At 26.9% G+C, this 26,214-nt stretch carries 22 protein-coding genes, 7 tRNA genes and 1 other annotated feature; of the genes, 26 read left to right on the top strand and 3 right to left on the bottom strand.

Annotated features, from left to right (window positions below; all coding sequences use genetic code 11):
* Position 1: 1 nt before the first annotated feature.
* Positions 2–1,396 (bottom strand): asparagine--tRNA ligase, encoded by a 1,395-nt coding sequence (gene asnS / locus BGI42_RS00600; protein ID WP_069678492.1) that lies wholly within the window; start codon positions 1,394–1,396, stop codon positions 2–4.
* Positions 1,397–1,684: 288 nt separating this feature from the next.
* Positions 1,685–1,922 (bottom strand) — a binding site (T-box leader).
* Between the two features lie 52 nt (positions 1,923–1,974).
* Entirely contained in the window at positions 1,975–2,673 is a 699-nt protein-coding gene (locus BGI42_RS00605) for a metallophosphoesterase family protein (RefSeq protein ID WP_069678493.1), read from the bottom strand.
* A gap of 275 nt (positions 2,674–2,948) precedes the next feature.
* On the opposite strand from BGI42_RS00605, the gene BGI42_RS00610 reads away from it, so the two are divergent.
* Positions 2,949–4,025: a M24 family metallopeptidase gene (locus tag BGI42_RS00610; RefSeq protein WP_069678494.1), complete on the top strand. Its 1,077-nt coding sequence runs from the start codon at positions 2,949–2,951 to the stop codon at positions 4,023–4,025.
* 319 nt (positions 4,026–4,344) lie between these two features.
* Here BGI42_RS00610 and murC read toward each other — a convergent pair whose 3' ends face one another.
* A complete protein-coding gene (gene murC / locus BGI42_RS00615; protein WP_069678495.1) occupies positions 4,345–5,727 on the bottom strand; it encodes a UDP-N-acetylmuramate--L-alanine ligase in 1,383 nt (460 codons plus the stop codon).
* Between the two features lie 292 nt (positions 5,728–6,019).
* Between murC and purR the strand changes: the two genes are divergently transcribed.
* The 25 genes from purR (at position 6,020) to spoIIE (ending at position 26,087) form a co-directional block, all read left to right on the top strand.
* Positions 6,020–6,835: a pur operon repressor gene (gene purR, locus BGI42_RS00620; protein WP_069678496.1), complete on the top strand. Its 816-nt coding sequence runs from the start codon at positions 6,020–6,022 to the stop codon at positions 6,833–6,835.
* A 118-nt stretch (positions 6,836–6,953) separates the two neighbouring features.
* Positions 6,954–7,229 carry a septation regulator SpoVG gene (gene spoVG / locus BGI42_RS00625; protein WP_069678497.1) on the top strand — a complete coding sequence of 92 codons (276 nt, stop codon included), beginning with the start codon at positions 6,954–6,956 and terminating at the stop codon, positions 7,227–7,229.
* Positions 7,230–7,411: 182 nt separating this feature from the next.
* The gene (glmU, locus tag BGI42_RS00630) at positions 7,412–8,779 is read left to right on the top strand and encodes a bifunctional UDP-N-acetylglucosamine diphosphorylase/glucosamine-1-phosphate N-acetyltransferase GlmU (RefSeq protein ID WP_069678498.1); all 1,368 of its coding nucleotides are present in this window, start codon (positions 7,412–7,414) and stop codon (positions 8,777–8,779) included.
* A gap of 45 nt (positions 8,780–8,824) precedes the next feature.
* Positions 8,825–9,784: a ribose-phosphate diphosphokinase gene (locus tag BGI42_RS00635; RefSeq protein WP_069678499.1), complete on the top strand. Its 960-nt coding sequence runs from the start codon at positions 8,825–8,827 to the stop codon at positions 9,782–9,784.
* Between the two features lie 106 nt (positions 9,785–9,890).
* Entirely contained in the window at positions 9,891–10,577 is a 687-nt protein-coding gene (locus tag BGI42_RS00640; protein ID WP_069678500.1) for a response regulator transcription factor, read from the top strand.
* A gap of 79 nt (positions 10,578–10,656) precedes the next feature.
* Complete coding sequence (gene pth / locus BGI42_RS00645) at positions 10,657–11,232, top strand: aminoacyl-tRNA hydrolase (RefSeq protein WP_069678501.1); 576 nt, start codon at positions 10,657–10,659, stop codon at positions 11,230–11,232.
* A 14-nt stretch (positions 11,233–11,246) separates the two neighbouring features.
* Positions 11,247–14,750: a transcription-repair coupling factor gene (mfd, locus tag BGI42_RS00650; RefSeq protein ID WP_069678502.1), complete on the top strand. Its 3,504-nt coding sequence runs from the start codon at positions 11,247–11,249 to the stop codon at positions 14,748–14,750.
* 134 nt (positions 14,751–14,884) lie between these two features.
* On the top strand, positions 14,885–15,916 hold the full coding sequence (locus BGI42_RS00655) for a peptidylprolyl isomerase (protein ID WP_069678503.1): 1,032 nt from the start codon (positions 14,885–14,887) through the stop codon (positions 15,914–15,916).
* A 267-nt stretch (positions 15,917–16,183) separates the two neighbouring features.
* A complete protein-coding gene (gene spoVT / locus BGI42_RS00660) occupies positions 16,184–16,735 on the top strand; it encodes a stage V sporulation protein T (RefSeq protein WP_069678504.1) in 552 nt (183 codons plus the stop codon).
* A 101-nt stretch (positions 16,736–16,836) separates the two neighbouring features.
* Positions 16,837–18,372 carry a putative polysaccharide biosynthesis protein gene (locus BGI42_RS00665; RefSeq protein ID WP_069678505.1) on the top strand — a complete coding sequence of 512 codons (1,536 nt, stop codon included), beginning with the start codon at positions 16,837–16,839 and terminating at the stop codon, positions 18,370–18,372.
* Positions 18,373–18,385: 13 nt separating this feature from the next.
* Positions 18,386–19,837, top strand: coding sequence for a bifunctional methyltransferase/pyrophosphohydrolase YabN (yabN, locus tag BGI42_RS00670; protein WP_069678506.1), 1,452 nt, complete (start codon positions 18,386–18,388; stop codon positions 19,835–19,837).
* A 218-nt stretch (positions 19,838–20,055) separates the two neighbouring features.
* Entirely contained in the window at positions 20,056–20,334 is a 279-nt protein-coding gene (locus BGI42_RS00675; RefSeq protein WP_069678507.1) for an HU family DNA-binding protein, read from the top strand.
* A gap of 50 nt (positions 20,335–20,384) precedes the next feature.
* Complete coding sequence (locus BGI42_RS00680; RefSeq protein WP_069678508.1) at positions 20,385–20,645, top strand: RNA-binding S4 domain-containing protein; 261 nt, start codon at positions 20,385–20,387, stop codon at positions 20,643–20,645.
* A 231-nt stretch (positions 20,646–20,876) separates the two neighbouring features.
* Complete coding sequence (yabP, locus tag BGI42_RS00685; RefSeq protein WP_069678509.1) at positions 20,877–21,170, top strand: sporulation protein YabP; 294 nt, start codon at positions 20,877–20,879, stop codon at positions 21,168–21,170.
* A 16-nt stretch (positions 21,171–21,186) separates the two neighbouring features.
* Entirely contained in the window at positions 21,187–21,579 is a 393-nt protein-coding gene (gene yabQ / locus BGI42_RS00690) for a spore cortex biosynthesis protein YabQ (protein ID WP_069678510.1), read from the top strand.
* A 78-nt stretch (positions 21,580–21,657) separates the two neighbouring features.
* Entirely contained in the window at positions 21,658–21,951 is a 294-nt protein-coding gene (locus BGI42_RS00695) for an FtsB family cell division protein (RefSeq protein WP_069678511.1), read from the top strand.
* 55 nt (positions 21,952–22,006) lie between these two features.
* Positions 22,007–22,414 (top strand): S1 domain-containing RNA-binding protein, encoded by a 408-nt coding sequence (locus BGI42_RS00700; protein ID WP_069678512.1) that lies wholly within the window; start codon positions 22,007–22,009, stop codon positions 22,412–22,414.
* Positions 22,415–22,630: 216 nt separating this feature from the next.
* Positions 22,631–22,719 (top strand) — tRNA-Leu (locus BGI42_RS00705).
* 20 nt (positions 22,720–22,739) lie between these two features.
* Positions 22,740–22,815: transfer RNA gene (locus BGI42_RS00710), tRNA-Met, on the top strand.
* A gap of 9 nt (positions 22,816–22,824) precedes the next feature.
* Positions 22,825–22,901: transfer RNA gene (locus tag BGI42_RS00715), tRNA-Met, on the top strand.
* 4 nt (positions 22,902–22,905) lie between these two features.
* A tRNA-Leu gene (locus BGI42_RS00720) sits at positions 22,906–22,994 on the top strand.
* Positions 22,995–23,014: 20 nt separating this feature from the next.
* Positions 23,015–23,090 (top strand) — tRNA-Met (locus BGI42_RS00725).
* A 10-nt stretch (positions 23,091–23,100) separates the two neighbouring features.
* Positions 23,101–23,177: transfer RNA gene (locus BGI42_RS00730), tRNA-Met, on the top strand.
* A gap of 5 nt (positions 23,178–23,182) precedes the next feature.
* Positions 23,183–23,271 (top strand) — tRNA-Leu (locus tag BGI42_RS00735).
* Positions 23,272–23,705: 434 nt separating this feature from the next.
* Positions 23,706–26,087 (top strand): stage II sporulation protein E, encoded by a 2,382-nt coding sequence (gene spoIIE / locus BGI42_RS00740; protein ID WP_069678513.1) that lies wholly within the window; start codon positions 23,706–23,708, stop codon positions 26,085–26,087.
* The last annotated feature ends 127 nt before the right edge of the window (positions 26,088–26,214 follow it).

Here is a 26,214-nt window from a genome sequence, read left to right on the forward strand (position 1 = left end):
TCTAGAATTCAGAAGTTCCAGGAGTTCTAGGGAATGGAATTACGTCTCTGATATTTGTCATACCAGTGATGTACATGATTAATCTTTCAAATCCTAAACCAAATCCAGCATGTTTAGTTTCTCCATATTTTCTTAATTCTAAATACCACCAGTAATCTTCTTTCTTAAGATCTAATTCAGCCATTCTAGCTTCTAAAACATCAAGTCTTTCTTCTCTTTGGCTACCACCAATAATTTCACCGATACCTGGTACTAGAAGGTCAGTTGCAGCAACAGTTTTATTATCATCATTCATTCTCATATAGAATGCTTTGATATCTTTAGGATAATCTGTTACAAATAGTGGTTTCTTAAAGTGTTCTTCTGTAAGATATCTTTCATGTTCAGTTTGTAAATCTATACCCCAAGATACAGGATAATCGAATTTTGTATCGCATTTTTCTAATATTTCAACAGCTTCTGTGTAAGTAACTCTAGCAAAATCTGATGAAACAACATGATTTAATCTTTCTAATAATCCTTTATCAACAAATGAATTGAAGAATTGTAATTCTTCTGGACATTCATCCATAACGTATTTTATAACATATTTAAGCATTGCTTCAGCAAGTTCCATATCGTCTTGTAAATCAGCAAAAGCTATTTCAGGTTCTATCATCCAGAATTCAGCTGCATGTCTTGTTGTATTAGAATTTTCAGCTCTAAATGTAGGACCAAATGTATATATGTTTCTAAATGCTAATGCGAAACATTCAGCATTTAATTGTCCAGAAACAGTAAGATTAGTTTCTTTACCAAAGAAGTCTTTTGTATAATCAATTTCACCTTCTTTAGTTAATTCTGGAGCCTTAGGATCAAGAGTAGTTACTCTAAACATTTCTCCAGCACCTTCACAGTCACTACCAGTAATTATTGGAGTGTGAGTGTAAACAAATCCTTGTTCTTGGAAGAATTTATGTATTGCATAAGCAGCAACTGAACGTACTCTAAATGTTGCAGAAAATGCATTACTTCTTGGTCTTAAATGTGCAATTGATCTTAAGTATTCAAAAGTATGTCTTTTCTTTTGAAGTGGGTAATCAGAATTTGACATTCCTTCAATAACTATTTCTTTAGCTTGAATTTCAAATGGTTGCTTAGCATCTGGTGTAGCAACTAATGTACCAACAACTGAGATTGAAGAGCTTATTGGTAATTTTGAAATTTCTTTAAAGTTACCTAATTTGTCATCAAAAACTACTTGAATATTTTTAAAGAAAGAACCATCATTTATTTCAATGAAACCAAAAGCATTAGATGCTCTTAAAGTTCTTATCCAACCTGATATTGTTATTTCTTTTGAAAGAAATTTATCAGTTTCTCTATAAATTTTTTTTATTAAAACTGTATTTTTCATTTATATTACCTCCATATTTTAATTCATTATATATTTAATTCATCTATATGATTAACATATAATAATGAGTTAATATTTATTTTTATTACTTAAAATTGTTTTAATATTTCTAATTATTTATTAGTACTATTATTTGATGGTACATAAATCATTTTTTATTTAACTAAATTTTTAGAAAAGTTATTTTTTTAAGGGATACTCATAAAACTTATAAAATACGGTATTTTATAAGTTATTCATAGATTTTTAGTAATATAATTTACTAAAAAACAAAAAAACTCCCGTCCCGTATGGGACGAAAGTATTAATTCGTGGTACCACCCAATTTGTCATATAAATAAATAATTTATATGACCTCTCTTAAAAATAATAACGAGATTTTCCCGTCTAAGCCTACTAATTTTTATTAAAACTTTCGGTTAGAAACTCAGAGATGTTCTTCAGAATAGACTTCGTATAAGGCTTACACCATCCCTTATTCGCTAAGACTACAGTCTAGACATACTCTTCTCATCAAAGCAATTACTATATTACATTGTGTATAATTTTACAGTATTTTTTTTGCAAATGCAACAATGTTATTCTAACCCTTTTTCAAAACTATTAATTAATTTTGCAGGAAAGTTTAATAAAGTCATATCTTTTACAATTCTAGGATATTCATATTCTAATTCTTTAATTTGAGTTTTTACTTCATTAATTTCATTGATATCTAATAAACAATAAGTAAGATTAGGTCTACCTATTTTAGGTTTTCCTATACTGCCACAATTTATATACATTTTTTTATCAAAATTTTTAACAGAAGGAATATGAGTATGTGCACAAACTAAAATATCCTCTTCCATAGTTTCTATTATATTTTTAGTATCTTCAGCATCTTCAAATAAATATTGATTAAGTATGCTTGGACTACCATGAACAAACAATATTTTTTTACCTTGAATATTAATACTAATAGATGATGGAAGGTTACTCAAAAAATATCTATTTTGTGTTCTAAGTTCATTATATGTCCAAGGTAGAGAAAATTTATTTGTTTCAGTTTCTCTTATAAAAGTATAATCATTATCTACAACAGATTTATCATAATTTCCTTGAATACAAAGAATATTTCTTCTTTTAATCATTGCGATAACTTCATTTGGATGAGGACCGTATCCAACTAAATCACCTAAACAAATAATTGTATCTACTCTTTCACTATCTATATCTTGTAATGCTCTAATAAGTGAATAAATATTTCCATGTATATCTGAAATTATTGCTATTTTCATAACTAACTCCCCTTATGCTTAAATATACTTGCTACGTTTTAAATATTAATATCTACTTAAAACAGCGAATAAATATAAAATTATTAAATATATTATATCATTATAATATTATTTTTATATGCAAAGTTATATAATAAATTTTATAGAATATTTTAATTTATAGTTTAGAAATAATATATAAAAAGCTATGCTTTGAATGTATGATTGTACATTAAGAATCTGTTAAGCTTATATAAAAATGGATTGATTATTATAAAAATTAAGGGGTTGATTTTATGAAGACTAATAGGGTTTTAAATGTAATAAAAGAAATGAAGTTGCAAGGACTTTCTCAAATTATAGTTACATCACCGGCATCAATTTATTACCTTGTAGGTAAAAGAATTTCACCAGGAGAAAGAATGGTTGTACTTTATATAAATTCATCTGGAAATCATAAGTTTATTGTTAATAAACTTTTTCCAATAGAAGAGGATTTAGGTGTAGATATTGTTTGGTATACAGATAGTGATGATGCAGTTGATGTATTAAGTAAGGTATTAGAAAGAGATAAAGTTTTAGGTATAGATAAAGATTGGAGTGCTAAATTTTTAATAAGGTTAATGGAACTTAATGTAGTTAAAGGTTTTGTTAATTCATCTCCAATAATTGATAGTCTAAGAATGATTAAAGATGCTGAAGAAATTGATCTTATGAGAAAATCATCACAAATTAATGATAGAGTTATGTTAAAACTTCAATCAGAACTTAAAGAGGGTATGACAGAAAAATATTATCAAAGATTACTAGCTGAGATATATGAAGAAGAAGGAGCTAGTGGTTTTTCATTTACTCCTATAGTAGCCTTTGATACTAATGGTGCAGATCCTCATAGTGAATGTGGAAGCACGAAGTTAAAGAAGGGTGATACAATAGTTTTAGATATAGGTGGAATATACAATTATTATTGTTCTGATATGACTAGGACAGTATTTTTTGGAGAAGAACCTAATAATCATAAGAAAGAAATATATGAAATAGTTAAGCAAGCAAATATACAAGGTATTAACAAAGTAAAGGATGGGATTAAATTTTCAGAAATAGATTTTGCTGCACGAAATTATATAGAAAATAAGGGATATGGGAAATTTTTTACCCATAGAACAGGTCATAGTATAGGCTTAGAAACTCATGATAAAGGTGATGTAAGTTCAATAAATCATGATGAAGTTAAAGCTGGGATGATATTTTCAATTGAACCTGGGATATATTTGAAAGATGATATAGGAGTTAGAATAGAAGATTTGGTATTAGTAACTAAAGATGGTGCAGAAGTTTTAAATTCAGTAACTAAAGAACTTACAATAATATAATATTGTATAGAGAGTATTATAAATTTTAGTTAAGAATTTAGAGGTGAAAATGGAGAGTTAAGTAATAAGTTTCAAATTGAAATTTAAATATATATATTTTTAAAGTCTATAGATAAAAAACGCTTAACTCTCATCTATTCATTTTCAATTTTAGTCATATGAAAATAAATAACAAGTTAAAGATGCTATGGATATCTTGTGAAATACAATGACTTGGAACCTGCTAATAGTTGTGCTATTAGTAGGTTCCAAGGAAGAAGTATTTCACAAAATAAACTAGCATACTGACTAGTTATTTATTTAAATGTGTATTAATAAATTATTTTTCTTGATTAAGATATTCTTCACCAACAATAACAACATCTCCAGCACCAACTGTAAGAAGTAAGTCATTAGGTTTAACAGAATTTTTTACATATTCTAATGCTTCAGCATGAGAATGAACATTTATACATTTAACACCTTTAGCTCTTAAAGCCTTCCCTAAATCATTTGAAGAAACTAATCCATTATTTTTTTCACGAGCTGCATATATATCCATTAAAACTACTTCATCAGCATCAAAAAATGCTTCTGTAAATTCATCAAAAAGTGTTTTTGTTCTTGTATAAGTATGAGGTTGGAACACACAAAAAGTTTTATTATGAGGTATTTTCTTTGATGTTTTTAAAGTTGCTTTTATTTCTACTGGATGATGAGCATAATCATCAATAACAGTAACTCCATTTACCTCACCTTTATATTCAAATCTTTTATGAGCACCTCTACATTCTGATAATCCACATATAATATCTTCATTATTAATATTAAAGATAAGTGATACACAAATTGAAGAAAGAGCATTTAATATATTGTGTTCTCCAGGATTATTTAAAGTTAAATTAAATAATTTTTTATCACCATTATAAACTTCAAAAGAAGCACAACCTTTTTCATTAAAAGTTATATTTCTAGCTGTAACATCAGCATCTTTAAGTCCATAACTTAAAGTATTACATTTAACTTTAGATAAGATGGTCTTTACTCGAGAATCACCAACATACCCTATTAAATAACCGTCTTCAGGAATTAAATTTGCAAATTTTTCAAATGTTTCAGTAATTTCATCTATGTCTTTATAGTAATCTAAATGGTCTGCATCTATATTTAAGATTACTCCAATATAAGGGAAGAAATTTAAAAATGAACGTTTATATTCGCAAGCTTCTGTTAAAAAGTAATCACTATTACCTATTCTAAAATTACCACCAATAACATCTAATTCTCCACCAACAAGTATAGTTGGATCTAAATTGGCTTTTAAAGTAATATTAGAAAGCATAGAAGTGCAAGTCGTTTTTCCATGAGTTCCAGAAATAGCAACATTGTATTTATGTCCCCTCATTATATTTCCTAAGAATTCAGCCCTATTCATTAAATCTATATTATTTTCTCTAGCATAAACAAGTTCAGGGTTATTTTCAGGTATAGCAGCTGTATAAACCACTAAATCAACATTTTTTATGTTTTCTTTACTATGTCCTATGTAAATATCAGCTCCAGCAAGTCTTAATTTATTTAAGATTCCGGATTCTTTGAAATCTGAACCAGAAACTTTATATCCACTATTTAATAAAACAGCAGCAAGACCACTCATACTTATTCCACCAATACCAACAAAGTGGACCTTTTTATCTCTATCTTTTATAAAATTGAAAGACAAAATATCAACTCCTTTATATTAATTATATCCTAAACAATAATCGCAAATTACTCTATAAAAAATATTTGCATACTTATTTATAATTATATACATTTTTCCATAAATGAAATACAAAAAAATATAATTACTCAAATTATTCTATGTTATTTTTCTAAATATGTGAAGAATTTTCGTAATTAAGAACTTTTGTTTTTAAAAACCATTGATATTGAATATAATTTAGAATAAAATATGAATGTTAAGTATAATAAAATTAAAAATAATTCGTAAATAATTGATGTAGGTGATTTTTATGGAAAAGTTAAGTAGAAATAATAGAGTGGTTGCTATAACAAAAATTTTAATAGAAAATTCAAATAAAATAATAGGATTGAATAAGTTTTCAGAATTATTAAATGCAGCAAAATCTACTATAAGTGAAGATGTAGTTATAATAAGAGAACTTTTAGAAAAATTTAAAATGGGAAGAATAGAAACAATTGCAGGAGTTGCAGGTGGAATCAAATATATTCCTATGATTGGTGAGGATGTAGCTAGAGACTTTGCATTAAAGTTGTGTGATCAATTAAAGGATGACGGAAGAGTTATACCGGGTAACATAATATATATGACAGATGTAATGTATAATCCAGAAATTATTAGTACTGCAGGAGTTATGTTATCATCATGCTTTCAAGATAAAAATGTAGATTATGTTATAACTGTTGAAACAAAAGGAATACCTTTAGCTTACGAAGTAGCTAGAAATTTAGGGGTACAATTAGTAATAGCTAGAAGAAACAGCCAATTTACAGAAGGAACTACTGTTAGTATAAATTATGTATCGGGAAGTAGTGGAAGACTTCAACAAATGTCTCTTTCAAAGAAATCAATGAAGCCTAAGAGCAGATGTATATTTATTGATGATTTTATGAAGGCTGGAGGAACGGCTCTTGGAATTAAGGATTTATTAACAGAATTTGAAAGTGAATTAGTTGGAATTGGTGTATTAGTTGATAACAAAGAAATAAACAAGAAGTTAGTTGATGAATATGTTTCCATAGTAGAGTTAAAAGCGGTTGATAGAGACTCTATAATAGAAATTCAACCTTCAAAAAGATTTTTATAATGATTCGCATAAATAGAACAAAATTTCTAATATTTAGATAATTTTAGAAGGGTTTTAAAGATTTTCGTAGAATTTATAAGTATAAGTATTTTTAAATGCAACTTGGAGGTGTACGAAAATGCAAATCACAGATGTGAGAATTAGAAAAATATCTTCAGAAGGAAAAATGAAGGCCATAGTTTCAGTAACTTTTGATAATGAGTTTGTAGTACATGATATTAAAGTTATTGAAGGTCAAAATGGGTTATTTATAGCTATGCCTAGCAGAAAAACTCCAACTGGAGAATTTAAAGACATAGCTCATCCAATAGTTATGGATTCAAGGGAAAAGATACAAAAAGAGATTCTAGATGCCTATGAAAAAGCTATTAAAGAACAAGAAGTTGAAGAATAATAGTTTAATATTGAGAAAAAATGAGAGGAAGATAATACTTCCTTTTATTTTTGTACAAATTTAAGATGCGTTATATAAAACTTGAAATAAGAATTTGTTTCAAATATAATTAATTAGTATGAATTTAAAGAATGTTATGAGCATATTTTTTTTATATGTTTGTAAAAAAAGGTGGGATAACAATGTATAAATATGCCTTAGTGTTAGCGGCTGGACAAGGAAAAAGAATAAAATCAGATTTACCTAAAGTTTTACATAAAGTATGTGGAAAAGAAATGGTTAATCATGTTATAGATACTATAAGAAAAGCTGGAATACAAGATGCTAATATAATTATAGGAAAAGGAGCAGAACTTGTTAAGGAAAGAACTGAAGAAAAAAATGTAACTTACTCAATTCAATCTGAACAATTAGGAACAGGTCATGCTGTACAATGTGCATCTGAATTTTTAAAAGGAAAAAAAGGCACAGTTGCAGTTTTTACTGGAGATACTCCGTTGATAAAAGATTCTACAGTTGAAAATTTATTTAATACTCACATTAAAAATGGAAATGCAGCAACAATATTAACAGCTATTGTTGATGATGCAACAGGTTACGGAAGAATAATCAGAAGTGGTAATGAAGTATTAAAAATTGTAGAGCATAAAGACTGTAATGAAGAAGAATTAAAAGTTAATGAAATGAATTCTGCTATATATTGTTTTGATATAGAATTATTATATAAATCATTAAGTAAATTAAATAATAATAATAAGCAAGGTGAATATTATCTTACAGATGTTATAGAAATATTAAAATCTGAAGGTAATAAAATAGGTGCAGTTGTAACTGATTTTGAAGAAACTATAGGGGTTAACTCAAGAGTTCAATTGGCTCAAGCTGAAGAAATACTTAAGAATAGAATAAATTTAAAACATATGGAAAATGGTGTTACATTAATAGATCCTAAAACAGCTTATATAGGTATTGATGTAGAAATAGGAAAAGATACTATAATATATCCTAATAATATTATAGAAGGAAATACTATTATAGGAGAAAGATGTCTAATATATCAAAATTCAAGAATAAAAGATAGCGTTATAAAAAATGAAGTGGATATTCAATCTTCTGTTATTTTAGATAGTAAAATTGGTAATAATACTACTGTAGGTCCATTTGCATATATAAGACCTGAAACTGAAATTGGAGAAAAAGCAAGAATTGGGGATTTCGTAGAAATAAAGAAATCTACTATTGGAGATGGAACTAAAGTTTCTCATTTAACTTATATAGGTGATGCAGAAGTAGGTAAGGAATGTAATTTTGGTTGTGGTACAGTAGTTGTAAATTATGATGGAAAGAAAAAATATAAAACTATTATTGGAAATCATAGCTTTATAGGATGTAACACGAATTTAGTATCACCAGTAGAAGTAGGAGATAATACTTATATTGCAGCTGGTTCAACTATTACATCAGAAGTACATGAAGGTGAACTTGCAGTAGCAAGAGCTAAGCAAAGAAATATTAAAGGTTGGGTAGATAAAAAAGGATTAAAAAAATAATTTTAATTATAAATTAGCCAAAATTTAAGGAGGTCTTCTTATATTATGATAAGCCATGAAAGAAATATAAAAGTTTTTACTGGAAATTCACACTGTAAATTAGCACAAGATATAGCAGATATATTAGGTGTACCAGTTGGGAAATCTAAGGTAGCAACTTTTAGTGATGGAGAAATATGTGTAGATATTAATGAAACGGTAAGAGGTACTGATGTATTTATAGTACAATCAACATGTTCTCCTGTTAATAATAATTTAATGGAATTGTTAATAATGATAGATGCATTTAAAAGAGCATCAGCAGGTAGAATAACAGCAGTTATTCCTTACTATGGATATGCAAGACAAGATAGAAAGGCAAAATCAAGAGATCCAATCACAGCAAAATTAGTCGCTGATTTGATAACTGCAGCAGGAGCTCATAGAGTTTTAACTATGGATTTACATGCAGCTCAAATTCAAGGATATTTTAATATACCAGTAGATCATTTATTAGGAGCACCTATATTAGCTAAGCACTTTATATCAAAAGGATTAGCTGAGCAAGATGATGTGGTTGTAGTATCACCTGACTTAGGAAGTGTAACAAGAGCAAGAAAATTCGCAGATAATCTTCATGCACCAATAGCGATAATAGATAAAAGAAGACCTAAAGCGAATGTTTCAGAAATAATGAATATTATTGGTGAAGTTGAAGGTAAAAGATGTATATTAATTGATGATATGATAGATACAGCAGGAACTATTTCAAATGCTGCAAATGCACTTAAAGAATTAGGTGCTAAAAACGTATATGCATGTTGTACACATGGAGTTTTATCTGGACCAGCATGTGAAAGATTAGATCAATCTGCAATTGAAGAATTAGTATTATTAAATACTATTCCAGTAAATGTTGAAATGGAAAATATTAAAATCACTTCACTTTCTGTTGCTCCATTATTTGCAGAAGCAATAAAGAGAATATATGATGATGAACCAATAAGTAAATTATTTGAAGTATAATCTCTTTTATACATAAACAAAACCTCCTATGAAAATATCATGGGGGGTTTATTGATATGTTTTATTTATGTATTGTAAGTAATCTAAGGAAGGAGTAAATTTTTTTATGGATAAAGCTTTTGGAAAGGTTTTAATTATAGATGACGATATATATAATAATGAGATAATTGAAAGCCATTTAAAATTATCAGGTTATAAAACAAAAATAATTTTGAATGGAGAAAAAGCAAAATCAACATTTTTAAAATATTTACCTAATATAGTTTTATTAGATTTACTTACAAAAAACTTTGATGGTATAGATTTTTTAAAATGGGTAAGAAAACAAAGTAATATTCCAATTATAATAATTACTAAAAATGCATCTCTATTTGATAAAATTTTAGCTTTTGATGTAGGAGCGGATGATTATATTTTAAAGCCTTTTGAAGTAAAAGAATTAGTTGCTAGAATAAAAGCTATTACAAGAAGATGTAGTATAGAAAATAATGAGAAAGATATAATATCTATATATGATTTATCTATTGATTTAGATAAATATGAGGTTATTTTTAAAGGAAGTAGTATTAATTTACCCCCAAAAGAGTTTGAATTATTGGCTTTTTTTATAAATAATCCAAATAAGATTTTTACTAGGCAAAAATTATTAGATGAAGTATGGGGTTATGATTATGAAGGAGATTCTCGAACTGTAGATGTTCATATAAAAAGATTAAGAGAAAAATTTGAGCCTAATGAAAATTATAAAATAGTGACATTTTGGCGAAAAGGATATAAATTTGAAATAAAATAATAATATATAAACCATACTATTATTTAGTATAATATAAGATAAAATAGTATAATTAAAAGATATGCAAAGGAGAAAAAATATGTTTTTAATAGTTGGACTTGGAAATCCAGGAAGTAAATATGATAATACGAGACATAATATTGGATTTGAAGTTATTGATAATATTTCAAGAGAGTATAATATTGATATAAATAGGCAAAAATTTAAAGGGGTATATGGAGAAGGTTTTATAGCTAATAATAAAGTTATCTTATTAAAACCTACAACTTATATGAATTTAAGTGGAGAAAGTATAAGAGAAGTTGTTAATTTTTACAAAATAAGTAATGAAGATATTATAGTTATATATGATGATATAAGTTTAGATATAGGTAGATTAAGAATAAGAGAAAAAGGCAGTGCTGGAGGACATAATGGAATAAAGAGTATAATAGCTAATTTATCAACGGATATTTTCCCAAGAATTAAAGTGGGTGTTGGACAACCTAATGTTAATTTAGTCGATTATGTTTTAGGGAAATTTTCTAAAGAAGAAAAAGAAATATTAAAAGAAAGTATTGAAGTAGCAACAAATTCAGTTGAAGAAATAATAAAGCAAGATGTTAATTCAGCAATGAATAAATTTAATGGATTTAAAGCTACTAAAAGTATTTAAGGATGGTGTATAAAATGAGATTAAAAGGGTTATTAGAGCCCTTAGAAAATGGTATTGAGTTAAAGAACATATTGCAAGCTATTGAGGAAAATACTTATCCAATAGGTGTATATGGATTATCTGATTCAGGAAAATCGTATATGATAGATGGACTATTTGAAAATATTAAAAGATCTATTGTTATAGTTACGCAAAATGATATGGAAGCTAAAAATCTTTATGAAGATTTAATTTTATATACTAATGAGGTATATTATTTTCCTGTAAAAGAAACAGTTTTTTATAATATAGATGCTATTTCTGGAGACTTGAGATGGGCAAGACTTAATGTAATAAATGAGATATTAAATAATAAGAAGAAAAAAATAATAATAACCTCTATAGATTCTTTTATAGCGACTTATGCTCCACATAAATTGTTTACTAAATATAGTATGACTATAAAACAAGGTACTGAGATTAATTTTAATGAAATATCTTCTGAATTAATTGAAAGTGGATATGAGAGGGTGGAAATTGTTGAATCTAAAGGACAATTTTCTGTAAGAGGTGGAATATTAGATATATTTCCAACATGTTCAACTTATCCTTATAGAGTTGAACTTTTTGGTGATGAAATAGAATCTATTAGAACATTTAATGCAGAATCACAAAGAAGTATAGGTAAAGTTAAATCATTTAAAATATTTCCAGCAAAAGAGATTATAGTATCTGAAGAATCAATGAATAAAGCAAAAGAACTAATTTTAGATGAATTTAAAAAGATTTCATCAAATAATAAGGAAAAAGAAAGAATTGAAAAACTAGAAACTGTAGTTAAATCAAATATAGAATCACTTCAAGAAAACTTAACATTTGAAACGATAGATAGTTATTTATCTTATTTTTATGATGAGACTGAAAGTTTTTTTGATTATTTTAAGAATTATTTATTTATAATGAATGACGTTAAAAGATGTAAAGGAAAATTAGAATCATCTTATTTAGAATTTGCAGAAAATTTTACTTCATTTCTTGAAAGAGGAGATATACTTCCAGGTCAAGAAAAATTATTAATAAATCAAGATGAAATATTAGATAAATTTGAAAGTTCAGATATACTTTTTTTTGAAACATTAAATAGTACGGAAAAATTTTTAAAACCTTTTAAAAGTATAGAATTAAAGCAAACAACGTTAAGCAATTATCAAGGTCAATTAGATATATTAATAGAAGATATTTTAGATAAAAAATCAAAAGGATATAAAACTATAATATTATCTGGTACAAAAGCTAGAGGAGAAAGATTAGTAGACACACTAAGAGATAGAGGTGTTGAAAGTTCTTATAAAGATAACATAGAAAAAATACAATTTGGTGAAGTTGTAATAACTTGTGGAAATCAACTAAAAGGATTTGAATATCCAGAATATAAGTTATGTGTTATATCCGATAAAGAAGTATTTGGAGAAGCAAAGAGAAAATTAAAACCAAAGGCTAAAAAGAAAAAAGGTATATCTAAGATAAAAAGTTTTAATGAGTTAAAACCAGGAGATTATGTAGTACATGTAAATCATGGAATAGGTGTATATAAAGGCATTAAACAAATTGAAGTATCTGGTCATAAAAGAGATTATTTAGATATTGTATATGATAAAGGTGATAAACTGTATGTTCCTGTAGATCAACTAGATTTAATTCAAAAATACATTGGTAGTGAAGGAAAATCACCTAAAATCACAAAACTTGGTGGAGCTGAATGGCAAAAAGCTAAAGCTAAGGTTAGAAAATCTATAAATGATATTGCTGAGGATTTAGTAAAACTTTATGCAACTAGATCAACTATAAAGGGACATAAGTTTAGTAAAGATACACAATGGCAAAGACAATTTGAAGATGAATTCCCATTTGAAGAAACACCAGATCAAATAACTTCATTAGAAGAAATAAAGAAAGATATGGAATCTGATAAAGTTATGGATAGATTACTTTGTGGTGATGTTGGATATGGAAAAACAGAAGTAGCATTAAGAGCTGCTTTTAAAGCCGTTATGGATGGAAAACAAGTTGCACTTTTAGTTCCTACAACTATTTTAGCTGAACAACATTATAAAAATATGAAAAAGAGATTTTCTGATTTTCCTATTAAAATAGATATGATTAGTAGATTTAGAACTGCAAAGGAACAAAAAGCGACTATTCAAAGATTAAAAGAAGGAAATGTAGATATTTTAGTTGGTACTCATAAATTAGTATCAAAAGATATACAATTTAAGGATTTAGGACTACTTATAGTAGATGAAGAACAAAGATTTGGAGTATCTCAAAAAGAAAAAATTAAAAATATACAGAAAAATGTAGATGTATTAACTTTAAGTGCTACTCCTATTCCTAGAACTCTTCATATGTCATTAACAGGAGCTAGAGATATTTCTGTAATAGAAACTCCTCCAGAAGAAAGATATCCTGTTCAAACATATGTTGTAGAACAAAATGACCAGCTTATAAGAGATGCTATATTAAGAGAAATAGGAAGAGATGGTCAAGTATATTTTGTTTATAATAGAGTAGAAGATATAAATGAAATGGCTAGATATGTACAAGAATTAGTGCCGGAATGTAAAGTTACAGTTACACATGGACAAATGACAGAAAGACAATTAGAAAAAGAAATGATTTCATTTATGGATCAAGAAGCTAATGTTTTAGTTTGTACCACTATAATAGAAACAGGTATTGATATTCCTAATGTAAATACAATAATAATTTATAATTCAGATAAAATGGGATTATCTCAACTTTATCAATTAAGAGGAAGAGTTGGTAGATCTAATAGAATTGCATATGCATATTTACTATACACAAAGGATAAAGTATTAACTGAAGTAGCAGAGAAAAGGTTAAAAGCGCTAAAGGATTTTACTGAATTAGGTTCTGGATTTAAAATAGCTATGCGAGATTTAGAAATAAGAGGAGCTGGAAATATTATGGGCTCATCTCAACATGGCCATATGGCCTCAGTAGGTTATGATCTATATTGTAGAATGTTAGAAGATACTATTAAATTAATTAAAGGTGAGATCTCTAAAGAACCTATTGAAACCACAGTAGAAATTAAAGTTGATGCATTTATATCTGAAAATTATATAGAAGATGAAATTCAAAAGATAGAAGTATATAAAAAAATAGCTGCTATAGAAGATGTAGATGATTATAATGATATAAAAGAAGAATTAGAAGATAGATATTCTAAAATTCCTGATCCAGTTCACAATTTAATGGATATAGCTTATATAAAGAGTATAGCTAAAAAGTTATTTATAGAAGAAATTAAAGAGATGCCAAAAGAAATAAGATTTAAATTTGCAAATGGTGAGGATGAATATAAGAAAATATTTAAAATTCTTATGGAAAATTATAAGAAAAGTGTAATTCTTAAATTTGGAAGTGAACCATATTTTTCATTTAAAACACAAGAAATTAAAAAAGAGAATAAGTTAGAGTTTTTAAAGGAAATTTTAAAAAAATTAGACAATTAAATTTAAAGAATAAAATAATTAGTTAACAATTTAATAAAAAAGTAATATAAACAGTTTGAATTGTAAAAATAATATTGTTATACTAATATTATAATTTTTTAGGTTAAAATTTACAAAAAAGTGAGGGAAAAATTTTGAATAAAATAAAGAAAATTGTTGCATCTGTAGTAGTAGCTACACTTTCATTTTCAATTGTTGGTTGTAAAATGATTGAGAAGACACCAGAAGCTATAAAAAATACAGTTCTTGCAACAGTAGGAAAAGAAAAAATAACTCAAGGTGATTTAGATAGAGACTTAAAATCAATTACAGAATCTTTAAAACAAAAATATGGAGAAGATTATAAAGAGAATGCAGATGTAAAGGATCAGTTAAAACAATTAAAAACTCAATATTTAAATGCTATAGTTAATGAAAAAGTAATATTAGCTAAATCATCAGAATTAAACTTAAGACCAAGTGATGAAGAAGTAAATAAGGAAGTTGATGAAACAGTAAATTACTATAAAAATGCTTATAAAACAGAAGAAGAATATAAAGCTTTCTTAGAACAAAATGAATTTACAGAAGATGAATTTAAAGAGTATCAAAAGAATCAAGCAATAGTAAGATATGTTTATAATGATATGGTTAAAGATGTAGAAGTTACTGATGATGACATACAAAAATACTATGATGGAAATAAAGATACTCAATTTACAACTAAAGGAGAAATTAATTTTGATAAATCTTTACAAGATGCTAAAGATATAAAGAGTCAATTAGATGGTGGAGCAGATTTTGCACAATTAGCTAAAGAAAAATCACAAGATCCTGGAACTAAAGATAATGGCGGATCTTTAGGGTTTATAGAATATTCATCAACAAAATATGTTAAGGAATTTATGGATGGAGTTAAAAGCCTAAAAGAAGGAGAAATTTCAGAACCAATAAAGAGTCAATTTGGTTATCATATAATCAAAGTTACTGGAGTAAAAGACAATGGAGCAGAAGTATCTCATATTTTAATTGCTGATAGAGGAGAAGGAAAAGTTACTCCTTTAGAAGATGTTAAAGAAGATATTAGAGGTCAATTATTACAAACTAAGAAAAGTAAGGCATTCAATGAAAAGATAGAAGAATGGAAAAAAGATATTGGAGTAAAAATATACGATAAAAAACTATAATTTATAATTTTAAAAATGCTCTTACAAGTAGTGAAAAATTACTTGTAAGAGTATTTTTTTATTCTTTAGAAAGTTTTAAAACTTTCGATCAAAACCTTCAATTATCAATTTTTAACTAAAAAGCGTGGCATAGCCATTTTGTTCTTTATTAATACTAAAAATAATATCTTATATAAAAATTGACTATAAGTGTATAAAATTTCTAAGAAGTCAAATAATAATATTGCAATTAGAATTATTGAATTTTTAAAGGAGGTTAAATAACCAATGAAGGCAACAGGCATTGTTAGAAGAATTGATGATTTAGGAAGAGTTGTAATTCCAAAAGAAATAAGAAGAACTTTAAGAATAAGAGAAGGAGATCCACTTGAAATATTTACAGATAGAGAAGGAGGAGTAATATTAAAAAAATATTCTCCAATAGGTGAATTAACTGATTTTTCAAGAGAATATGCTGAGAGCTTACAACAAGCTATAGGTCATGTAGTATTAATAGCAGACAAAGATGCATTCATTTCAGTTAGTGGAACGCCTAAAAAAGATTATATAGAAAGAAAAATAAGTTCAGAATTAGAAGATGTTATGGATGGAAGAAAAACTGTATTATTAGATAAAAGTCAAAATGTTGTTATTCCATTACATAATGATGATGATGAAAATAAATATGTAAATCAAGTTATTTCTCCAATATTATCAGAAGGTGATGCTATAGGTACAGTAATTATTTTATCTAAAGAAGAAGGAGATACTTTAGGAGAAGTAGAATTAAAGCTAGCTGAAACAGCAGCAACATTTTTAGGAAAACAAATGGAACAATAGACATTACATAAAGAATTTTCTATTAGATAAAAATAAAAGTCATAATACCTTCAAATTTACAATAAAAATTATTAGTATAACTTGAAGTTTGGAGGTATTTTATGAAAAAACAATCCTTAGTAAAAGGAAGTTTGATTCTTGGAATGGCAGGAATACTAACAAGGTTTTTAGGATTATTCTTTAGATGGCCTTTAATAATGTTAATTGGAGATGAGGGAATCGGATATTATCAAATGTCATATCCTTTATATATGTTTTTTGTAGCAATTGCATCGGGAATTCCTATAGCAATATCAAAAATGATTTCTGAAAACAATGCAATTGATGATATAAATGGAATTTTTGAAATTATGAAGGAATCTGCAATATTAATGGCTATTTTAGGGACAGGCACAACATTTACTCTATTTTTCTTTGCCAAACCTATTATCAATTTTTTAAAATGGGATCCTAAGGCATATTATTCCCTTATAGGAATATCATTTGCTCCTGTTATAATATCATTTATAACTATATTTAGAGGATTTTTTCAAGGTCTTCAAAATATGTCACCATCAGCTACCTCACAACTTATAGAACAATTAGGGAGAATTATATTTGGTGTGGGCTTAGCAGTAATATTATTACCTAAAGGAATAGAATATTCAGCTGGTGGAGCTGCATTTGGAGCAACAGCAGGGGCTGTAATGGCAGGAATGTATTTATTCAGTAAATATAGAAAGGTTAAAAAAGAATATGGAGTAAAAAGAGTTAGAACCAATCCAGATGTCTTAAGCAATATATTAAGAATAGCAATTCCAATATCATTAGGTGCAACTGTGGGTAGTATAATGGGACTTATAGATTCAATTGTTGTACCACAAAAATTGCTAGAAGCTGGATTAACTAATATGCAAAGTACTGTTCTATATGCACAATTAACAGGTAAAGCATCTGTAATAGTTAATGTACCATTAACTTTATCAATGGCATTATGCATATCCTTAATACCTATTATTGCAGAAAATTTTATTCTTAAAAACTATATTGAAGTAAAGAGAAAAACAAATATGGCAATGAAAATGTCAGCTGTAATAGCTATACCTTGTATGTTTGGAATATTCTTTTTAGCTGAACCTATTATGAGATTTATATTTCCAGGAAGATTTGCAGGAGCAGAGATATTAAAATATTTATCTTTATCAATTCCTTTTATAATTTTAACTCAAACTACAACATCAATTTTACAAGGAACTAATAATTATATATTGCCAGTAGTTAATTTATTTATAGGATGTTTTATAAAAGGAATTTTAACTTGGATTTTAGTGCCTATGAAAGTATTTAATATTTATGGTGCTGTTATTGCCAGTATAACTGCTTACTTGGTAGCTTCTATATTAAATCTAATCTCTATGAAATGGAAACTTAAGATTAAGCTTAATTTATATGAGATAATTATAAAACCAACATATGCTTCAACTTTAATGATGATATTAGTATTAGTAACTTATAATTATATTTATAAAAGTACAACAAGTAATGGTATATCTTGCTTAATAGCTATATTTTTAGGTATTATATTGTATATAATATTAATAATGTTGTTTAAAGTGTTTAGAATAGAAGAAATAAAAAATAGATTTAGAAGAAACTAAAAGGAGATTCCAAATGATTAAGATAGTAGGATTAGGACCAGGAGCAAAAGAAGCTCTAACAATAGGATGTATAGAAGAACTAAAATCTTGTAAAAATATTTTTTTAAGAACAGAAAAACATCCAACAGTTGATTATTTATCAGAAAATAACATTGAATTTAAGACTTATGATTATATTTATGATACAGAAGAAAGTTTTGATAATGTTTATTTAAATATAGCCAATGACATTATAAATAAATATAAAAGTCAGGGTGAATTAGTATATGCTGTACCAGGACATCCATTAGTAGCAGAAAAATCAGTATTTAATTTAATAGAGTTATGCAAAAAGGAAAATATAGATTATAAAGTGATTCCAGCGGTTAGTTTTATAGATGCTATGATGGAGAGTTTAGCTATAGATCCAATAGAAGGTTTAAAGGTTATAGATGCATTTGATATAAATAATCAGATATTAGATAAGAGAATAGGAACTATAATTACACAAGTGTACAATCCTCTTATTGCTTCAGAGGTAAAATTAAAATTATTACAACAATACGATGATGAAACAGAAATAATGTATGTAAGAGCAGCAGGGATAATTGGTGAAGAGAGTATTAGAAAAATTCCTTTATATGAATTAGATATGCAAGAAGATATAGATTATTTAACATCAGTATATATACCTAAAGATTTAGAGAATAAAAAAGACTTTTATGATTTATTAGAAACTATAGAAGTTCTTAGAGGTGAGGATGGTTGTCCTTGGGATAAAGAACAAACTCATGAAACAATAAAAAATGCATTAATAGAAGAGAGTTATGAAGTAGTAGATGCAATAAATAATAAAGATGAAGATGCATTAATAGAAGAATTAGGTGATGTTTTATTCCAAGTAGTATTTCATTCATCAATAGGTCAAGAAGATGGATATTTTAATATAAATGATGTTATTAAAGCCATTTGTGATAAGATGATTTATAGACATCCACATGTATTTAATAATTTAAATAACATTAATTCATCTTCTGATATAGTTGAAAAGTGGGAAGAATTAAAGAAAAGTGAAAAAGGATACGAAACATTAACTGAAGAGATGAAAGGCATAGCTAAATCTTTACCTTCTCTTTTAAGAGCTTCTAAAGTTCAAAAGAAGGCTAAAAAGGTAGGATTTGACTGGGAAGATATAAATTTTGCATTCGAAAAGGTAGAAGAAGAATTAAATGAAGTAAAAGATGCATATATTAGTGAGAATAAGGAAAATATAGAAAATGAAATTGGTGATTTATTATTTTCATGTGTAAATGTAGCTAGATTTTTAAGGATAGATGGAGAAGAAGCATTAAACGCAACAATAAATAAATTTATATCTAGGTTTTCATACATTGAAAGCAAAGCAATGGAAAAAAATTTAAATTTAAATAATATGTCTTTAGAAGATATGGATATATTATGGGAAGAAGCAAAAAAAACTAAATAAAAGTGTAATAAAATAAAGGATTTATTTAGTTTTTGAAGAATAGTTATTAAAAGAACTATATTACAATATTTATTATAGTTTTAGTATATGTGTTAATAAGTTATTTTTATATAGACGGCTAGGCACATAGGATATATAATAAAGAGGTGTAATTTAGTACATATATGAAATAGTTAGACAATTAAATGTTATAACTTTATTTTGAGGAGGATGTAATTGTGAATAAAGCAGAATTAATAACTAGTATGGCTGAAAAAAGCAAATTAACTAAAAAAGATGCAGAATTAGCTTTAAAATCTTTTATTGAAAGTGTAGAAGAAGCATTAGAATGTGGTGAAAAAGTGCAACTAGTTGGCTTCGGTACTTTTGAAACAAGAGAAAGAGCAGCTAGAGAAGGAAGAAATCCTAGAACTAAAGAAGTAATCAATATACCAGCAACAACAGTTCCAGTATTCAAACCAGGAAAAGAATTTAAAGATAAGGTTAATAATAAATAGAAAAAAATATAAACCCGAGTTTTCTCGGGTTTTTTTAACAAGGAGCAGTTATGAGATTAGATAAATATTTGAAAGTTTCAAGAATTATAAAAAGAAGAACTATAGCTAAAGAAGCTTGTGAAAGTGGAAGAGTATCAATAAATGGAAAAGTTGCAAAACCATCTACAGATATAAAAGAAGACGATATAATAGAAATAACTTTTGCAAATAGAACATTAAAAGCTAAAATAGTTAATATCAAAGAACATGTAAGAAAAGAAGATGCAAAAGAGATGTATATAATTATTGAAGGACAAGAAGATAAAGAATAGCCTAGATAAGTGTTTATCAAAGGCTATTTTTTATTGTTTAGGAAAATTCATAGATAATAAAATTTATTAGAAAAATTTCAAATATGAATTATTATCTTTAAATTCTAAATAATTAAAATATTGTATTATAAAATTTGTATAATTTTGATAACGTAAATAAAAAATATTAATGAATAAAATAAATTATTACTTCATATATTGTATAAGATAAAGTATGTGGGGGAATTTATTATGGAGAATAAGGATGAGAATAAGCTCAATGATAAAAATTCTAATTTATCTTTAGAGAATAGACAGAAGTTAATATTAAGTGGTGTAATAGAGGTATTAAGCTTTGATAATCAGAAAATAGACTTAACAACTGTTTTGGGTAATCTTAGCATTAAAGGTTCAGATTTAAAAATGAACAAGTTAGATGTTAAAAATGGAGATGTTATAATAAATGGAAATATTGATTCTATGGTGTATAGTGGAAAAGAAATAAAGAAGAGTAAAGAAAGTATAATATCTAGGTTATTTAAATAACTAGAAAGGATATTAAATGCCGTTAACTTTAACTATGCAGTTTAATCTTCTTATGTATAGCATTATAGCAGGAATTATAACAGGATTTTTATTTGATATATATAGAGGTATAAGAGGATTAAATTCAATAAAAATAATTACAGTTATCGAAGATATTCTTTTTTGGATACTTACTGCTCTGATTATATTTACTTTTTTACTATATACTAATTATGCATTTTTAACTCCCTATGTTTATATATTTATCATAATATCACTTTTAATTTATTTAAAGGTAATAAGTAAGTACTTCTATTCTTTAGAGCAATTAATAATAAAGAATATAAATACTATATTTAGAGTAATATTTAAGAACTTAATATATCCATTAAAAATAGTATTTTACAAAGTACTTGATAAAAGTAAATAGGACAAAAAAATTACTTGAATAATACCTTTAGAGTGTTTACAATATAAATAAGAGAATTTGAAAATCGAGGTTCTGCAAATGAAAAAGTTAACATTTAGAAACATAATAATAATAGTATTAATTGGTATATTTGTTTTTAGTTATGTTAGACAACAATTGGCAATTGAAAGAATAGGAAAGCAACTTAAGGAAAAGCAACTTCAACTCGATGAAATAACTAAAATAAATAATAGACTTTCAGATGAAGTAGATAAGATTGAATCTGGTTCAGATGAATATCTTGAAAAATTAGCTAGAGAAAGACTTGGAATGATAAAGCCAGGTGAAAAAGTAGTTAACAGCTATGAACAAACATCAAATTCTGAAAAATAGTTTTTAATAATATTATAATATATATTTTTATATTTTAAGGAGGAAACTTTTAAACATGACCTTAGAGGCAGGAAACATATTAGAAGGTACAGTAGTAAACATTACAAATTTTGGGGCTTTTATTGAAGTTGAAGGCAAGACTGGATTAGTTCATATTTCAGAAGTTGCAGATTCTTATGTAAAAGACATTAGAGAACATCTTAAAGAACAGGATAAAGTAAAAGTTAAAGTTATCTCAATAGATGACAATGGAAAGATTAGTCTTTCAATAAAACAAGCAAATACTCAGAAAAAATCAGTAAAGCCAGTTGAAATTGACTGGAACTCAAATAATGACAAGAAGAAAAGTAATGCAGGAAACTTCGAAGACATAATGTCTAGATTTTTAAAAGATAGTGAAGAAAGAATGCAAGATGTTAAAAAACATCAAGAGTTTAAAGGTAAAGGTGGAAAGAAGTTTTAATCAAAATAATTGGTAATTAAAAGATCTATACTAATTTAATTAGTATATTTAAATTTATTTATGCAATATAAAGTCTTTATAAGTAGGTTTAAGCCTATTTATAAGGACTTTTTTATATTATTAGGATAAAAAATAAAAAAAACAAAATATATGTTGACAGTATAGAAAATATACAGTATAATAAATTTTGTCGTTAGGAAATAACCTAACTGGTAAGCCGAAGTGGCGGAACTGGCAGACGCACAGGACTTAAAATCCTGCGGTGGTTAAACACCGTACCGGTTCGATTCCGGTCTTCGGCACCATAATTCAATAAATATAATATCGCGGGGTGGAGCAGCTGGTAGCTCGTCGGGCTCATAACCCGAAGGTCGTAGGTTCAAGTCCTGCCCCCGCAACCATAATTTTAAGGCGGAATAGCTCAGCTGGCTAGAGCATTCGGTTCATACCCGAAGTGTCGTAGGTTCAAGTCCTATTTCCGCTACCAATGTGCCGAAGTGGCGGAACTGGCAGACGCACAGGACTTAAAATCCTGCGGTGGTTAAACACCGTACCGGTTCGATTCCGGTCTTCGGCACCATAATTCAATAAATATAATATCGCGGGGTGGAGCAGCTGGTAGCTCGTCGGGCTCATAACCCGAAGGTCGTAGGTTCAAGTCCTGCCCCCGCAACCATGAAATTTAAGGCGGAATAGCTCAGCTGGCTAGAGCATTCGGTTCATACCCGAAGTGTCGTAGGTTCAAGTCCTATTTCCGCTACCATATATGCCGAAGTGGCGGAACTGGCAGACGCACAGGACTTAAAATCCTGCGGTGGTTAAACACCGTACCGGTTCGATTCCGGTCTTCGGCACCAAAGACTTAAGTTATAAACTTAAGTCTTTTTTTGCATTTAAAAATAAATATCTTACAATGGTTTTTCAATTGTTATTCTACAAAAAAGTGTATTTCTATAGAATACATACATATGAATAGAAATATATTCATTAAAAAATATATTATGAAAAAATATATCATCAAAAATTTTAAAAAAGTATATTTTAATGACAAATTAATATATAAATGATGAGTGTTGATTTTGTTGTACTGATTATTATAAAAATAACTTCTACTTTAGATATATCAATTCAATTCTATTATTTTACATAACAAATTTACATAAAATATAAAATAGAAATATAGAATATATTGTCCGACGAAAAATTTTTCCAAGTATATTTTATGACATTAATCTTAATTTACAAGTGATATAATTTAATTACAATATTTGGAAAAAGAGGAGGATTAGATATGCAATATGAATTAAACATAAATGCATATAAGAATAAAAAAGCAAAAAAAAGTTTTTTATTAAAAACGGAATTATCAAAGATGATATTTATATTAATATCTGGATTATTGTTATCACGAGTAACTTTATTATTTAGTCAAACACAAAATAATGGAATAGCCCCATTAGGAATAGCTTATTTAATAGTAATAGGATTAAAAAGAAGTAGAATAAAGACAGCAATTGCATCTATTGGAGTATTGATTGGATATGCAACTATAGGTTTTAAACTGCCTGGTGGAGCAGTTTATTTAATAACAACAGCAGCATTAGCATTGTATTATGAAATTGTAAATAAGTCTGAAAAAAGAAGAAAAGAATTTGTAAGTTTTTTTATTATATTCATAAGTTTTATAGGGTATGAGATTATTTCAAATAATTATGATTTAGGGGTTAACATAACACTAGCATTAATTAATTCACTTGTAGTATTACCTATATATTATATTATTAAATATTCTTTTAATTGTCTTGATGAAATTAATAGTAATTACTTTTTTACATCTGAAGAGATAGTAAGTATAGCAATATTATTTTGTTTGTTTGTTGCAGGGATAGGAGATATAAGTATAAAGTACTTTTCTATAAGAAATATATTAGCTTTAGTGTTGGTTGTAACAATTGCATATATTGGAGGTGCTTCTTATGGTGCTACTATGGGTGTTGCGATGGGAATTATTTTAGGTTGTACATCTAATAATATGATGGCATCAGTAGGATTTTATGGAGTAGGAGGCTTAGTAGTAGGTATATTTAAAGATACTGGAAAGATATTTTCTGTGTTATCCGGAATATTAATTTATTTTGCATTGGGACTTTATTCAGAAAGTATAAATTCTCAATTTATTATAGAGATAGTATCTAGCTTGGTCATATTTTTACTTATACCTAAAAAACTATATAAGAATATTGAACTGGAGATAAACACTGAAAAGAAACAAGAGAGTATAAATCAAATTCATTTAAATGAATTAAAGGAGGAATTTACATTAAAACTAAGAGATTTTAGTTCTGTATTAAATCAAGTATCTAAAACATTAGAAGATATGGATGCCAATGACAAACTTTTGCTTAAAAACAAGAGTTGTGAATTTGTAGAAAATTTAGCAGATAGAGTATGTATAGATTGTGAAAAGAAAAATTCTTGCTGGAGGGGAGATTTTAATAATACTTATAATTCTTTTCAAGCGCTTATAAAGAGTACAGAAGATGGAGAACCTCAATTACCAAAGACATTAGAAACATCCTGTGTAAAACATTTTACATTATTAAAAAATGCTCAGGATATAGTAATTAATCATACTGTAAATTCAAATATTAAAGATAAATTTAGTGAAGGGAGACAAATTATATCAACTCATATAAGTAATATATCTTATAGTTTAAGTAATGTATTAGATGAATTTAAAAGGGAGGTGACAATCTGTAGTGATTTAGAAAGAATGTTGAGAAGGGGGTTAAATAAAAGTTATATTGAGTATAATGATGTTTTCTGTTATACAGATAGAAATGGAAGAGTAAAAATAAAATTAACAATGAAGGAGTGTGAAAACTGCGAATATTATGAAGGTAAATTAATTCCATTACTTAATGAGATAATGCATATTCCTTTAAGTATTGTAGACGATGGATATATTATTAATAAAGATACAAATACATGTACTTTATTAATAGAGGAAATGCCTAAATATAATGTTATTTCTTATGGTGCAATTGCTTCAAAGGAAGGTGAAACTAATACTGGTGATAGTTATAGTTTTGGAAAAATTAATGATGGATCTTATATTACAATATTAAGTGATGGTATGGGATCAGGTCCGGATGCAGAGAAAGAAAGTAAATCTACAGTAGATTTAGTAGAGAAATTTATGGAAGCTGGATTTGATGAAGATGTAACAATTAATACAGTTAATTCTATAATAGGAATGAAATTTTCAGAAAGCGAGAAATATGCTACATTAGATTTAAGTAAAATAGACTTGTATAACGGTGAAGTTAATTTTGTTAAGATCGGAGCAGTATCTAGCTTTATAAAAAGAGGAAATCAAGTATTAGTTGTAGATTCTAAAAATTTGCCGTTTGGACTTGTTGATGAAATGGAATTAGATATAATAAAGGAAGAATTAATGCCAGGAGATGTTTTAGTAAATGTTAGTGATGGTATTTTAGATATAGATAAATTAAATAGCGGTAACTTTATATGGCTTAAGGAATATTTAAAAGATTGTTGTACAGATCCAAGAGAATTGTCAGAAAATATTTTGCAAAAAGCTATAACCCTAAGTAATAATTTACTTAAAGACGATATGACTGTATTAGTTTCTAAAGTATATGCTGTTTAGTTATAAAAACTGCTGTATATTAAAAATACAGCAGTTTTTATTAATTATAGTGTTCTTTTACTACTATAAATATTTACATTTAAAATGAATATAAGGTATTATAATAGAAAGTCGTATAAAAAATAGG

This window comes from Clostridium taeniosporum (assembly GCF_001735765.2).
Classification (GTDB): Bacteria; Bacillota; Clostridia; order Clostridiales; family Clostridiaceae; genus Clostridium; species Clostridium taeniosporum.